Below are 15225 nucleotides of genomic sequence, written 5' to 3' on the forward strand. Positions count from 1 at the left end.
TAACAAATCGACTGTTATAGAGTATTACGGAATACCCACTTAAATTCCTACAAAAAACTTGAACTTTATCTCATATAGATTCTTTTATAAAAGGGTTAATTTTTCTAAATGAATTTAACCCTAAAAGAGAGTCAGTCCACAATGAAAAGTTTATTCATACCTACCGCCCTATTACTTATTCTTTTTGTAGTATCAGGATGTGCTACAAGTGACACGAGTCGAGCTCAAGAAACTGAATCTTCATTGAGTAATCTTGAACAAAAACTAAGCCAACTCACCGAACAGATAGATAAAACTGAAAACTCACTGAATAACATTTCCAACACTAACAAATCTGATCTTAAAGAAGCATACAATTCATTCAGTGATAATGTTAGCAAAACTGAGGAAATGAAAAAGGAATTAAATACCCTCATTAAAGAAATGAGATCCAATAGCAACGACTACCTTTCCGAATGGCAAAACGACGCAGAAGATTACGACAATACTCAACTGCGAAGCGGCAGTGAAAACCGCCGCGAAGAATTAAGGGAAGCATTCAGCAGAGTTAGAGACAATAGTGGTAAGGTAAACAGAATGTTAGAAACATATATTTCTGATATAAACGAAATAAAATCTTACCTGGACAACGATCTCACTATGGATGCAGTCGAAGCCGTATATTCCCTTAGCAAAAATATGGAAGAGTCGGGAGATGAGGTAAGGCAAGCAATCACTACCATGCAAAGATCAATTTCTACCGCCCAGGATAAAATGGGTGTCAATAATAATTAGAGAGATATTCAATCAAAATTCTCTTTTTATTTGTGATGGTTCTTAGCCATAACAAAAAATTGACTATCATCGTCTTTCTTATCTAGATAAAGTATAGAATATTGTCATCAGCTTAATATACACCGACTAAAAAACTAATCGTGGATAAAGTTTAAAAGACGGCCAAAGCGAGGCAACATGCGTTCATTATCCCACGAAAAGTAAATCATGCCTGCCTTACCTACAATATGAGTCTGTGGGACAAACCCCCAAAAACGGCTATCCTCACTATTATCACGGTTATCTCCCATCATAAAGTAGTAATCCTGCTGAATGGTGTATTCATCCGTAGCCTCACCATTAATTACAAACTGATCTCCATTTCGCTCTACATTATTCCTTTCGTACCGAGTAATAATATTTTCGTAGATATGATAGTTATCAGGCGTTAATGTAACCGTTTGCCCTTCAAAAGGAATTACAACCGGCGGCATATGATGATGATTGTTAAAGCCGGAGGAAAAACTAAAATCACGTCGGTTAAACTCATTGAAATCTTCCGGTAAAACGAACAGTTCTATATTATTGACTTCTGGCCACTCACTCATTTTGTCAGCCACTCCTTGGGTCATCGTCACTCTGTATGATCCCTCATTTTGAGATCCTATAAGTTTTCCCCCGGCGGCCTCTACCTTGGCAGGACTCAACCGCACGCGATCGCGAACCGAAACAACATATGTTTGTTGGATTCCCTCGAATTCCTGTGCCTTTTCTCCATTAATGAAAAGTTCTGCATCATCAACAGCAACCGTATCGCCGGGTACACCAACAGCACGTTTAATATAGCTTGTTTTGGCGGCCGTTGGATCTAAATCAATGGGATAGTTAAAGACAACGATATCATTACGTTCAACATCGCTTAATCCGGGCAAACGCGTCCACGGTAATACCGCACCGGGCATATAAATATTCGTAAACGGCACGCCCAATACCATCGGCGTTCGGGCCCCATAACTGATTTTAGAAACGATGAGGAAATCTCCCGTCAGCAAGGTCTTTTCCATAGAAGGCGTAGGAATACGGTAGGCCTCAAATAAAAGAGCACGGATTATTATTGCTGCCACTGCTGCAAATAGCAGTGCATCCATCCATTCCCGAAGCCAACTTTTTGCCTCTTCGTTCTCTTTCCCTTTTCGCCGTTTTCTTTGAGATCGCCGTTCCTTGCGCTCTTCTTTTGATAATTTATCTGCCAATGTTACTCCTAATTATTAATAAATTAATCTATACTCATTCCTGCCGGTGAGTCAATCTCTTCGTTTCTGAATTTACCATCTTCATATTTAACAATATACCACTGATCTTTTTCCGGAGAATAAAAGTAATCTTTATACTCACCGAGCTCCTCAACCGACATCAGCTTTTCTACAAATTCCCTCTTAATTTGAGGCATCAAATCTATGTATTTGCTTGCTCCACCATATGTTAAGCCACTCCCAAACGGTCCATTCCAATCTAATACCATCAAGGGGATACTGTCATTAACCATAAACCAATATTCAAATTGTATGGCTTTACCGGGTCTGAAATTATCCTTATTAATCAGATCTTCAAGCGTTTGAGTAGGGTCACCAAATAGAGCCTGTAGACGAGCTCTAATTTCGTTGGTTTGGCGGTCATCAAGCTTAGTATCTTCGTATAATCCCTGTCCGGTTAAGCTAATATTCCGGGTTTCACGCTCAAACTGGGCCCGGTTTTCTTTGGTTATCTTTTCAAATTCTGCCGCTTCAAACTGAGCATTAGCCGGTAATGCTGTTAAACTTAATAAAATGAATGCCACTCCGGCAGTAATCCCCTTTAAAAAGGAAGAATTTAATAGTCCTTCAACTGAATCAAAAAATGTCCTGTCCATTATCCGTCAATTACATTAGTTATTATTATCTTCGTCCATAGAGAGTACCGCTAAAAATGCCTCCTGAGGAATTTCCACGGTTCCTACTTGTTTCATACGCTTCTTGCCCTCTTTCTGTTTCTCAAGGAGTTTACGTTTTCTCGAAACGTCACCGCCGTAACATTTAGCAGTAACATCTTTGCGTATGGCCGGAATAGTCTCACGTGCAATCACATTGTTTCCGATAGCCGCCTGAATAGGAACCTCAAACTGGTGACGGTCGATTAGCTCTTTTAGTTTCTTGCACAACTTGCGCCCCAGATCGTAGGCCTTATCTCTGTGCACAATACTCGATAACGCATCAACCGGCTCTTTATTTAGTAAAATATCTAATCGCACCAGATCACCCTCCCGATATTCCAGAAACTCATAATCAAGAGATGCATATCCGCGCGTTCCACTTTTCAAACGGTCATAAAAATCGAACACTACTTCAGCCATGGGCAGCTCGTACTTAATTTCCACCCGCTGACTCTGCATATGAATCTGATTCACGTACTGCCCACGTTTCTCTTGGCACAAGGTCATCACAGGACCAATATAATCCGAAGGCGTTAAAATACTCGCCTTGATATAGGGTTCATAAACCGCCTCTACTACAGCAGGATCGGGCATATCACTGGGATTATCAACCAGTACCTTCTTATCTTCTCCCTTTTCAGTGATATGCACTTCATATTCTACGTTCGGTACCGTAGTGATAATATCAATATCAAACTCGCGGTCGAGCCGCTCCTGCACAATTTCCATGTGGAGCATTCCCAAGAATCCGGCTCGAAATCCAAAACCAAGTGCTTCTGATGTTTCCGGCTGATACGTCAGCGAAGCATCATTAAGCTGCAACTTTTCCAGCGCCGATCGCAGGTCCTCAAAATCATCCGACTGGGTGGGAAATAAACCACTAAATACCATTGGCTTCGGTTCCTGATATCCGGGAATTGGTTCTTCGGCTGGATTATCTGTTCGCGTTACGGTATCACCCACCCGAGCATCCTGCAACGACTTTACACTTCCGACAATATATCCCACATCGCCGGCTTCAAGTTTTTCGGTCTTTTCTTTTTCAAGTTTTAAAAATCCTATCTCTTCAGCTTCGTATTCCTTATCTGTTGCTATAAAACGAATGCCATCCCCCTTATTAAGAGTCCCCTGCATCACTCGCACATATACAATAGACCCGCGATAGCTGTTGAAAACAGAATCAAAAATGAGGGCACGTAATGGCTTCTCGGTCTCTTGTTTCGGTGCGGGAATACGTTCTACAATTGCCTCAAGCAGCTCGTCTACCCCATCACCGGTTTTGGCAGACACTTTTAAAATTTCGTCATGAGTGCAGCCTATCAAATCTACAATCTGTTGCCCTACTCCTTCTACATCAGCACTCGGTAAGTCAATCTTATTAAGCACTGGAATAATTTCTAAATCCTGATCAATGGCTTGATACAACGTAGAAATGGTTTGAGCTTCTATACCTTGCGCTGCATCCACAACCAGCAGTACCCCTTCACAAGCTTTTAGCGCCCGGGAAACCTCATAGGAAAAATCAACATGACCGGGAGTATCAATCAGATTAAAAATCACTTCCTCACCGCTTGGACGCTCATAATCCATCCTGATGGCGTGGCTTTTAATCGTAATACCACGTTCACGTTCCAAATCCATATCGTCGAGAATTTGCTCCTGCATTTCACGCTCGGTGATTGCACCGGTACGCTCAAGAAGCCGATCTGCGAGCGTGGATTTGCCGTGATCGATATGGGCGATAATACTAAAGTTGCGAATCTGGGTCATAAAGATGTGCTTACAGCACTATTTTTGCTTGCTCAAAAGAACGCTAAAGATACAAAAATGACGGTGGCATTGCACAATATATTCAACTAAGTGCTATAAAAGATATTTCATAAAAAACCCCAATACCGGTCAGGTATTGGGAGTGGTAATCTTTTAAACAATCCTAAGAATTACGCTTCCGGAATATCGAGCGGATCCTTATCTGCTGACTCCGGACTCAGCAACTCAACATGAAACCTAAACTCTTCCTTTTCTATCGTCATTGTGTCGTACATCTCACGGATAAGTTCAAAAACAACCTCTGTTTCACCACGAACACTTGTGGACATATAATTTACATCTACCTCTACATCATGCTGGGCAACCAGCTCAAGTAGATAATCAATACTTTCACGCGGGTCGGAAGCTTTGAGTGGGATATACGTAAATTGGGCCGTTGTAATCATATAAAATATCTGTTATCTGTTTTAATTATTGGTATGTAAGGATAGTCTTTTACCAATAATACTTCAATCGATTCATATTAAAATTTTAAACTGATTTTTAATGGCTAAAAAAAATAGATTGTTTCGGAACAATGAAATATTTCTGCCCTTTAATTAAGGTTAATAGAACATTATAAGAAACACAGATCCATGCACAAACGAATTGTTTATAACCCTATCATTCAACTTACGTTATTTACATTGATGCTTATCGCATTTGTAGCCGCAATATCAGCATAGTTTTTTTATGCAGAAATTGACAGCTAATATCCAGCATTTATATGATAAATGCCGAAGCATCCCTATGAGCGATCATACTATTTTCGGACACTCGAATTCAAACAGCCGACCCGCTAATCAAAATACGGTCACCTAAATTGCTATCAAATTATCAGATGACATAAGCTTGATAAATTTCTAATTAAGGACATCACTTACCCCTCAAGGTAACATGATAGTCAAGGGCTCTTGCCAAACGGCAAGGGCCTTTTTCTTTGTGGAATGATTTTCTTACCCACCCGGTTATCCACATTTAACATTGAAAGGGTTCCTTTTAATCAAATTCTAAAATTCATTGTGGAAGAATTCCGTAAAACTCTTATCTTTGGCCTGATGCAAAAACAAAGCCTACATATTTCCTTCCATTCTCACCCCCATCACGGCGGTTGGCCCCGTCAATAGCATTACTTTGTGTAGCTGAGGCTACATCGTCTTTCCCACTTTTTATAACAGTTTCCAACAAAATTTAATAACTACTTGTTATGCAACGCACTGCTGACTCTACAACTTCTTTACGCATCGCTATTCAGAAATCAGGTCGACTAACTGATAAAACCATTGATTTACTCAAAGGTATCGGCCTCCGGTTTGATGACTACAAACGAAACCTCCTTGTTAAATGCCGTAACTTTGACGTTGAACTCCTGCTAATTCGTGATGATGACATCCCCGAATACGTACAGGATGGCGTCTGTGATCTCGGCTTTGTAGGGGCTAACGAAACCCAGGAAAAAGGGGCTGATGTTACCGTTCTTCGCGGACTTGATTACGGAATATGTCGTCTCTCACTGGCTGCTCGTAAAAACGGGGACATTCAATCGATACAAGATTTTGAAGGTAAGTCGATAGCTACAAGCTACCCTAACTTAACGCGGAATTTTTTCGGAAAACGCGATATTAATGCTGAAATTGTAACAATTTCGGGAGCCGTAGAAATTGCCCCTCGCCTTGAAGTCGCCGATGCTATCTGTGACCTGGTTTCTACCGGGAATACACTTAAAGCAAACGGACTTGAAGAACTGGAGACAATCTTAGAATCTGAAACCCAGCTTATCCGTACCAATAAAGAACTATCTTCCGGGAAAAAGCAGCTTATTGAAAAGTTTCTACAGCGGATGGATGGGCACCAGCAAGCCGAGCGCAGCCGATATATTATGATGAATGCCCCGGAAGAAGCCGTTCCCAAGATCAAAGAAATTATACCTTCACTCAAAAGTCCAACAGTTATGCCCCTTGCCGATAACGGCATGGTTGCTGTTCATACCGTCATCCCTATTGATGAATTCTGGGTTGTGATGGAAAAGCTAAAAGCCGAGGGGGCCAGCGGTATTGTGATCCTTCCCATCGAAAGTATGATTTTGTAATTAACAAGTGATATGCAAGAAGCAAAAGCAAGATAATTTACTATATCCTTGCTTTTTACTTCTTGCTTATTAAACATGAAATCCTATGAAAAAATATTCGTACAAAGATTTATCTGCCGATGATTTGAACCTACTCTGTCAGCGACCCAAGATGGATTTTCGATCTATATTTGGGCAGGTGGAACCAATCATTGAAAAAGTTGAGCGAGAGGGTGATGCTGGCATCAATTATTATAACCAAAAGTTTGATGGTGCAGCTCCCGACCCAATTGTCATCAACCCACAGCAAAAAAAGGTAAGTCTTGACTCTGAAATAAAACAGGCTCTTGATACCGCTTTTGATAATATCTACCGTTTCCACGAGGCTCAACTGCCTGCGCCGTTGGAAGTAGAAACGATGCCGGGCGTACAGTGCAAACGAGTAGCTCGTCCCATTGAACGCGTTGGCCTTTACATTCCCGGTGGTACGGCCATCCTTCCCTCTACCCTGATGATGCTTGGTATCCCCGCAATGCTGGCCGGATGCTCAACGATAGTAGTAGCGACGCCTCCCAAAAGTGACGGTTCTGTTGCTGATGAAATTCTGTATCTCGCAAAAAAGATCGGGGCAACCCATCTTTTAAAAGCGGGGGGAGCACAAGCAGTCGCAGGGATGGCTTTAGGCACAGAATCTGTTCCCAAAGTTGATAAAATTCTGGGTCCCGGGAATCAATACGTGACAGTAGCCAAAATGATGCTCCAGAACAGTGAAGCCCAGATCGCCATTGACATGCCGGCCGGTCCGTCGGAAGTTTTAGTCATTGCTGATGGAACTGCAAACCCTGCATTTGTGGCAGCCGATCTACTATCTCAAGCTGAGCACGGCGAAGATAGTCAGGTGGTATTAGTAGCTACTAACGATTTTGATCTAAATATTTGCTTACAAGCAATTGAGCATCAGCTTACTGAACTTCCGCGTCAGGAAATTGCCCGTAAATCAATAGAGCAGAGTTTTAGTGTTACGGTTAATAATCTGGATGAGGCTCTCGATTTCTCGAACCGGTATGCCCCTGAACATCTTATTTTACAATGCCAAAATCCCGAGCTATATGAAGATCAGATCATGAATGCGGGATCGGTATTTCTGGGGAAATGGACGCCCGAAAGTGCCGGCGATTACGCATCGGGAACTAATCACACGCTCCCAACTTACGGTTATGCAAGGATGTTCAGCGGTGTATCGGTGGATTCTTTTTTAAAACAGATCACGATGCAACAAATTACAGCAAATGGATTAAAAAATGTGGGCCCTGTCATTGAAAAACTGGCGGAACTGGAAGAATTGGAAGCCCATAAAAATGCCGTTTCTATCCGCCTAAAAGAAATAAAGAAAAATATTTAAAGATTTATTTAGCATATTATGAATCGCTCTTTTGATCTTGAAAAACTCGTTCGTCCCAACATAAAAAAATTGGTTCCATACCACAGCGCCCGCGAAGATTTTGGCAAAGGGCTACTGCTCGATGCCAATGAAAATAGTCTGGGGGCTCCGTTTCCCGATGATCAGCAGCTGCATCGCTATCCCGATCCGAAACAGACAAAACTACGAGAGCTTATCGCCGAATGGCGCGGCGTTCGAGCTCAGAATGTATTTACTGGTGTAGGCAGTGATGAAGGAATTGATCTACTCTATCGTATCTTTTGTCAGCCAGGCCAAGATCGCGTATTGACGACTCCCCCTACTTACGGTATGTATAATGTGTCCGCAAATATTCATGATATTGCTGTTGATGAAGTGCTGTTGGATGAGGAGGATTTTCAACCCCCAGCAGATAAGATACTGGAGGCAGTAAAACCAAATACGAAAATACTTTTTCTCTGCTCTCCCAATAATCCTACCGGAAATACTTTCAAACCGGAAAAAATCCGCACATTGGTTGAAAATTTTAGGGGCATTGTTATCCTTGATGAAGCGTACATCGACTTTAGTGATCAAGAAAGCTGGGCATCAAAAATAGCAGATTATCCGAATTTAGTAGTGCTTCAGACCCTCTCCAAGTCATTCGGATTAGCCGGAATCCGGCTTGGAATTACCTATGCCCAAGAAGACATCATCAATTATATGATGAAAGTAAAAGCGCCCTATAACATCAATAAATTAACTGCGGAAAAGGCAATTGATGGACTCCAAAACTGGGAGACCGTCCAATTTCGAGCTGATGCTATAAAAAAGGAACGAAAGCAGCTTGCCGACAAGTTGAAACAACTGAAAATAGTACATCACGTTTATGAAAGTGATGCTAACTTTTTACTGACAAAATTCACTGATGCCCGAGAGGTCTATAACCAACTTGCTGAACAGTATATTATCATCAGATATCGAGGGGATCAACCGCATTGTGAAAACTGTTTACGCATTACCGTGGGAACCCCGGATGAAAATGAACGATTAATTTCAGCTTTAAAAAAATTAGGCTAATGAATATCAGAATTTCTATAGAAGCATTGTCCGGCACTGATCCCGATATACTCTGGAGTGGCGCTCTCTATGGACTAAAACAACTGCAGGAATTTGACCATAAACTCTATTTTCTGATTGAGGATTTATCTAAACAGCAGCAACAACTTCTGGAGAACGAAAAGATAGCATCCATACAAACATTGCCGGATATCGTTGACCTGCAGATTATTACCGAAAATGATGACCTTAAAGCATTAAATAATAACGGGTCAGAAATTGAAACAGCTTCCGATTGGATCGCCCTCAGCAATAAAATCTGTTTTCCCACCCGAAAAGCTTCTCAAGAACGAAAAACAGCAGAAACCGATATCAGCATAAGCTTAAATTTGGACGGCACCGGAGAAAGTAATATTTCTACCGGTCTTGATTTCTTTGATCATATGCTGGAACAGATTGCCAAGCACGGACTAATCGATTTAGACTTAACTTGCGATGGCGATCTGGAAGTCGATGAACATCACACGATCGAAGATGTGGCAATCACACTGGGTGAAACCATTAATAAGGCACTCGGCAAAAAAATTGGAATCCAACGGTACTCTTTTGCGTTGCCCATGGATGAAACGCTGGCAACCGTGGCGCTGGACTTTTCCGGTCGCCCCTTTTTAAAATTTGATGGTACCTTTGAACGTGAAATGGTGGGCGACTTTCCTACAGAAATGGTAGAGCATTTCTTCTACTCTCTCGCTATTAATCTCAAAGCAACCCTGCATATTTCTGTTGATGGAAAGAATGATCACCATCAAATTGAAGGATGCTTTAAGGGGTTTGCCCGCTGCCTGCGCGCCGCTGTTAGTCGCAATGAACGAAACCTAAACGTGTTACCCAGTACTAAAGATTTATTATAAGATGATCGCAATTATCAATTACGAGGCGGGCAATCTCGCTTCAGTATCAAACGCATTAAAACGACTTGATGAAGAACATATCATTACCGACAAACAGGATGAACTTAATCAGGCTGACGGTATAATATTTCCCGGAGTCGGCCATGCTGAACCAGCCATGAAATCCCTCCAAAAAAATGAGTTAGACACTTGGCTCAAGCAGACTCAAAAACCGGTGCTGGGTATTTGCCTGGGGATGCAGCTCTTTTTTGAATCGTCTGAAGAAGGAGACTCAAAAGGACTGGGCGTTATTCCCGGACGTCTCAAGAAGTTTGATTCTTCTAAAGCAAAGGTTCCACACATGGGATGGAACACCTTTGACAATATATCTGATCATCCTATTGCTGAAAATCTCAGTGAAAAAGAATATTTCTACTATGTGCATAGCTTCTATGCTCCGGTCAATGATTTTACGGTAGCATCCTGCCATTATATTGAGGATTTTTCAGCGATTGTAGCACGAAATAATTTTGTCGGCGTGCAATTCCATCCCGAAAAATCCGGAAAAGTAGGCTCATTACTGCTGCAGAATTTTTTGCAGTTTGTGAATTAATAAGCTCATTACCTTTTGCGCCTCCCCTCCTGTTTGATGCCATAATTATTTGCCAACCAAACAAATAGTTGTTGCATACAGCTTCCTCAGCATGTACATTTTGAATGAACAGGCATTCAATTATATGTGATGATCTTTCCAATTTATAAGACTGAACAGTCATTAGTTGTTGACCAAGATCCACTATGGAAATGGACGAAAACGTTTCTAATTCCATGTCTGGTCCTAATGATATTTTGCCCCTCCATCCTATTCGGACAAGACGCTACTGAAATTGTCACCAAAGCCCATGAAAAAATGCAGGGTGAACAGTCCCTTGCAGAAATGACAATGCAGATCATACGCCCCAATTGGGAACGGAGTATCTCTATGAAAGCATGGAGCATGGGCGAAGATTTCAGCATGATACTGGTTACGGCTCCCGCTCGCGACAAAGGTTCTGCCTATTTAATGCGCGAAAATGAAATTTGGAACTGGATTCCCAACGTTAATCGAACTGTTAAAATGCCTCCATCTATGATGAGCCAATCCTGGATGGGATCGGACTTCTCAAATAATGATCTCGTTCGAGAATCATCTATCGTAACGGATTATACCCACACCCTACTTGCCGATACGACAATAAGCGAATATGACTGCTATAAAATTGAGATGCATCCCAAACCAGAAGCGCCGGTCGTCTGGTCACGGGTGGTGACCTATATATCAAAAGATGAATACCTGCAGTTGCGCGGGGAGTTTTATGATGAAGATGACACGCTCGTGCGGGTCATGAATGGATCAGACATTAAAGAAATGGGGGGACGCTTGCTCCCTGCACGAATGGAGATGAATCCCGTTGAAGAATCAGCCAAAAAAACGATCATTACTTATCAACAGATCGACTTTGATATTGATATTAGCGAGCAGTTTTTTAGTATCCAAAATATGAAGCGGTTGGATTAAATAATATGCTGATAGATCTTGAAGCACTGTAGGGCTATTAGCGTTTCAAAAGAAAACACATGTTATATCTAAGATTAGCATGGCGAAATATTTGGCGCAATCGCCGGCGCTCATTCATCACCATGCTTTCCATTGTGATAGCAGTGTTGCTGGCTTCGGTGATGCGATCCATGCAAGAGGGTCAATATGATGTCATGGTTAACAGCACCGTCGGCACATTTACCAGCTACATTCAAATCCACCAGCAGGGATACTGGGACGATCAGACGCTCGAAAATAGCTTTGAAGCGTCGGATTCACTTTTTGAAGATGCGGCAAAACCAAGTGCAGTCATAGAAACGGTGCCCAGACTCCAGTCGTACGCCCTTGCAGCCGGAAAGCAACAAAGTCGACCCGCTATGATCATGGGTATCGATCCAGATAAAGAACAATCTCTAAGCAATCCAAAGGAGCGCATAGAATCAGGATCATATTTTGAAAGCGCTGATGAGCAGGCTGTGCTCGTGGGTACTGATATGATGGAGCGACTTAGTGTACAGCTTGGTGACAGCCTGGTACTTATCGGACAGGGATTTCGAGGGCAAAGTGCTACGGGACTTTATGAAATCAAAGGCGTCGTTTCATTTCCCAATCCTGAAATGAATAAAAACGTGGTGATGATGCCGCTTGCCACTACCCAGAATTTTTTAGCAGCTCCCAATCGACTTTCTGCCCTCGCGCTCATTCTCGATGATCCCAACAGTGTACAGCAAACAGTCAACCGGCTAAACTCAAACGTTGATACTACCCGATACGAAATTATGAGCTGGCAACAGATGATGCCGGAGCTCCAACAAGCCATCCAGGCCGACCGCGGCGGAGGGGTAATCATCATTCTCATTTTATACATTATCGTGGGCTTTGGCATCCTCGGCACCGTATTAATGATGATCACCGAGCGCACCTACGAATTTGGGGTAATGCTGTCTATCGGCACATCGCGGCTTGCTATTTTTCTGATGCTTGCTCTTGAAATTTTATTCATTGCTTTCCTTGGTTCCCTTTTGGGTATCGCCCTATCTATTCCGGTGGCTTGGTACTTTAATGTCAATCCCATCGAATTTTCGGGAGGCATGGTCGAAGTTATGGAATCATACGGCCTGGAACCCTACCTCCCCTTCTCTTTGGATCCGGAGCTCTTTTATATGCAGGCGATCATCATTTTTATCATTACTATCGTCTTTAGCATTATTCCGCTGATTCGTGCCAGCCGATTGCACCCCGTAAAAGCTATGAGGTCATAATATGATAGGTAATATTATCAGGCTCGGATGGAAAAATGTTTGGCGTAACCCAACCCGAAGCGGGGTCGTTATCATTGCCGTAATGTTAGGTACATGGGCGGGTATTTTTTCAGCAGGCTTTTTTAACGGGATGGTACAAGATGTGCTCGACAATCAGATTGAGCTCTCTATCGGGCATATTCAGATTATGCATCCCCAGTTTGAAGACCTTTATGATCCAAAGTACGCTGTTGATAATAGCGATCAGGTTTTCGAGCATTTGCAGGGGCAACCTTATGTGACTGATATCTCAGTTAAAAGCATCGCATCGGGTCTGGCCCAAAGCACACGCAGTAATTTTGGGGTTACCATTAATGGCATTAATCCCCAGCCAAAGAGCACATTGGCCATCAATCAGTATCTCACCGAAGGACAAATGCTGCAGCCCAACGACCGTAATGGCATTTTAATCGGCAACAAGCTGGCGGAGCGGTTGGGATTAGACCTTAAAAGCAGAATGGTTTTAAGCTTCCAGGATGTAGATGGAGAAATTACGGGAGGCGCATTTCGAGTAGCCGGCATCTTTAAAACTTTTAGCAGTAACTATAACGAAAACACTGTTTTTGTACAAAGAGATGACTTAAATCGCTTACAGGGAATGGAAAATGCCATTCACAACATCCGAATCGATACCGATAATATGGCTAAAGCCGAAACCTATGCCGACTCACTGCGCGCTACTTTCCCCTCACTCGAAGTGAAAACCTGGAGAGATCTTGCCCCTGACCTCCGATATATGTTCGACATGATGGATATGATGCTCTATATCGTGATGATCATAATCATCATCGGGCTTATCTTCAGTATCATTAACACGATGCTCATGGCCGTTATGGAACGTACCCGAGAGCTGGGCATGCTTCGAGCCATAGGCATGAATAAAGCTCGCACATTCAGTATGGTGATATGGGAAACAGTCTTTTTAACGTTAGTCGGTTCTCCTGCCGGTCTTCTGCTGGGATGGGGAACGATCTCTTATTTTGAGTCTACCGGTATTAACTTGAGTGCCTTTGCCGAAGGTCTCAGCATCTATGGATTTGGAACCGTCGTTTATCCTACTCTTGATGGGATGTATTATTTCAATATTATGCTAATGGTTGCTGCTGCAGCTTTACTTTCTGCGCTATATCCGGCTTGGAAAAGCCTGCAATTGAATCCTGTTGAAGCAATTAGAAAACTTAATTGAATCGAGTTTCAAGATGATGCGTTACGCGTAAACCTCTTTAAAAAATCCGTTAAAACCACCTACAACCCAAAGCCCGGAACACAAAACACGAAAATCATGAAGAGTTATAAAGATTTAGAAATTTATAAGCTCGCATATGACTATGCACTTGAAATTCATCAACTGACAATGGATTTACCTGACCATGAATTGTATGAACAAGACAGCCAAATCAGGCGCTCTTCAAAAAGCATCAAAAACAATATTGCTGAAGGTTATGGCAGACGAAGATATAAAAATGAATTTATTCGTTTTCTAATTTTTGCACATTCTTCCTGTGATGAAAAAATCTCTCAATTAAATATGATAAGTGACATTCACTTTCAAGACAATCCATCGCAGAATATTATTGAGAAGTACGACAAATTAGGACGTAAGCTAAACAAGTTCATACAGTGCGTTGAAAAAAGCTGGAAAACTTAACTCGCACCACAAAACCCGCAACCCGAAATCCCGCAACCCGAAACACATAACCCAAACTTATGGCTGTCATTACAACTAAAGACGTTACCAAAGTCTATAACTCTGATCAGGTTCCTGTGCATGCGCTGCGTGGCGTAGATCTGGAAATAAAGAAAGGAGAGTTTACTGCCATTGTCGGTCCCTCGGGTTCAGGGAAAACAACTTTGCTTAATATTATCGGCGGATTAGATGCCCCCACCAACGGGCGTGTAATCGTGCAGGGAACTGATCTTGGCACACTATCCGACAGCGAGTTAATAGACTTTCGACTCCATCACATCGGATTTGTATTTCAAGCCTACAACCTGATTCCAGTTCTTACATCTATTGAAAACGTATCTTTTGTCATGCAGATGCAGGGGAAACCCGCCCAAGAATACAATGCTAAAAGCGAGCAACTGTTGGAAGAGGTGGGACTGGCAGATAAAATTCACAAACGCCCCTCCGAACTTTCGGGCGGACAGCAGCAGCGTGTAGCTGTAGCACGAGCACTGGCATCCAAACCGGATTTTGTACTGGCCGACGAACCTACGGCAAACCTGGATTCTGTTTCGTCCGGTGACTTGCTGGATATGATGGCCGACCTCAACAAAAAGGAAGAGATGACCTTCGTATTTTCTACTCATGATCAGCGGGTAATTGATCGTGCCCGTCGCATAGTCACCCTCGTGGATGGGCAAATTGACAAGGACGAAGTGAAAGATTAAATCC

15 protein-coding genes are annotated in these 15225 nt (G+C 42.4%); 11 read left to right on the forward strand and 4 right to left on the reverse strand.

All coding sequences use genetic code 11. The features are described 5' to 3' along the window. The first annotated feature begins 108 nt into the window (after positions 1-108). Positions 109-774, forward strand: coding sequence for a DUF2959 family protein (locus tag CK503_RS10925; protein ID WP_095606850.1), 666 nt, complete (start codon positions 109-111; stop codon positions 772-774). Between the two features lie 134 nt (positions 775-908). On the opposite strand, the gene lepB is transcribed toward CK503_RS10925, so the two are convergent. The 4 genes from lepB to CK503_RS10945 form a co-directional block, all read right to left on the reverse strand. Continuing rightward, positions 909-2006: a signal peptidase I gene (lepB, locus tag CK503_RS10930; RefSeq protein ID WP_255233394.1), complete on the reverse strand. Its 1098-nt coding sequence runs from the start codon at positions 2004-2006 to the stop codon at positions 909-911. Positions 2007-2029: 23 nt separating this feature from the next. After that, positions 2030-2662, reverse strand: a complete 633-nt coding sequence (locus CK503_RS10935) for a hypothetical protein (RefSeq protein WP_255233395.1) — start codon at positions 2660-2662, stop codon at positions 2030-2032. Positions 2663-2677: 15 nt separating this feature from the next. After that, positions 2678-4492 carry a translation elongation factor 4 gene (lepA, locus tag CK503_RS10940; RefSeq protein WP_095606851.1) on the reverse strand — a complete coding sequence of 605 codons (1815 nt, stop codon included), beginning with the start codon at positions 4490-4492 and terminating at the stop codon, positions 2678-2680. 170 nt (positions 4493-4662) lie between these two features. Further along, positions 4663-4938, reverse strand: coding sequence for a YkoF family thiamine/hydroxymethylpyrimidine-binding protein (locus CK503_RS10945; protein ID WP_095606852.1), 276 nt, complete (start codon positions 4936-4938; stop codon positions 4663-4665). Between the two features lie 800 nt (positions 4939-5738). Between CK503_RS10945 and hisG the strand changes: the two genes are divergently transcribed. The 10 genes from hisG (at position 5739) to CK503_RS10995 (ending at position 15221) form a co-directional block, all read left to right on the forward strand. After that, entirely contained in the window at positions 5739-6620 is an 882-nt protein-coding gene (gene hisG, locus CK503_RS10950; RefSeq protein ID WP_095606853.1) for an ATP phosphoribosyltransferase, read from the forward strand. Between the two features lie 85 nt (positions 6621-6705). Further along, positions 6706-8001: a histidinol dehydrogenase gene (hisD, locus tag CK503_RS10955; protein ID WP_095606854.1), complete on the forward strand. Its 1296-nt coding sequence runs from the start codon at positions 6706-6708 to the stop codon at positions 7999-8001. An 18-nt stretch (positions 8002-8019) separates the two neighbouring features. Continuing rightward, on the forward strand, positions 8020-9078 hold the full coding sequence (gene hisC, locus CK503_RS10960; protein WP_095606855.1) for a histidinol-phosphate transaminase: 1059 nt from the start codon (positions 8020-8022) through the stop codon (positions 9076-9078). Then, positions 9078-9968, forward strand: coding sequence for an imidazoleglycerol-phosphate dehydratase HisB (hisB, locus tag CK503_RS10965; RefSeq protein ID WP_095606856.1), 891 nt, complete (start codon positions 9078-9080; stop codon positions 9966-9968). The genes hisC and hisB overlap by 1 nt, the downstream gene beginning before the upstream one ends. Position 9969: 1 nt before the next feature. Further along, positions 9970-10560, forward strand: a complete 591-nt coding sequence (hisH, locus tag CK503_RS10970) for an imidazole glycerol phosphate synthase subunit HisH (RefSeq protein ID WP_095606857.1) — start codon at positions 9970-9972, stop codon at positions 10558-10560. A gap of 129 nt (positions 10561-10689) precedes the next feature. Beyond that, positions 10690-11505, forward strand: a complete 816-nt coding sequence (locus CK503_RS10975) for an outer membrane lipoprotein-sorting protein (protein ID WP_255233396.1) — start codon at positions 10690-10692, stop codon at positions 11503-11505. Between the two features lie 59 nt (positions 11506-11564). After that, on the forward strand, positions 11565-12788 hold the full coding sequence (locus tag CK503_RS10980; protein WP_095606859.1) for an ABC transporter permease: 1224 nt from the start codon (positions 11565-11567) through the stop codon (positions 12786-12788). A 1-nt stretch (position 12789) separates the two neighbouring features. Further along, positions 12790-14013, forward strand: a complete 1224-nt coding sequence (locus CK503_RS10985; protein WP_095606860.1) for an ABC transporter permease — start codon at positions 12790-12792, stop codon at positions 14011-14013. Between the two features lie 96 nt (positions 14014-14109). Continuing rightward, the gene (locus CK503_RS10990; RefSeq protein WP_095606861.1) at positions 14110-14475 is read left to right on the forward strand and encodes a four helix bundle protein; all 366 of its coding nucleotides are present in this window, start codon (positions 14110-14112) and stop codon (positions 14473-14475) included. A 59-nt stretch (positions 14476-14534) separates the two neighbouring features. Then, on the forward strand, positions 14535-15221 hold the full coding sequence (locus CK503_RS10995) for an ABC transporter ATP-binding protein (protein ID WP_095606862.1): 687 nt from the start codon (positions 14535-14537) through the stop codon (positions 15219-15221). Positions 15222-15225 lie beyond the last annotated feature (4 nt).

This window comes from Fodinibius salipaludis (assembly GCF_002287075.1).
GTDB classification, from domain to species: Bacteria; Bacteroidota; Rhodothermia; order Balneolales; family Balneolaceae; genus Fodinibius; species Fodinibius salipaludis.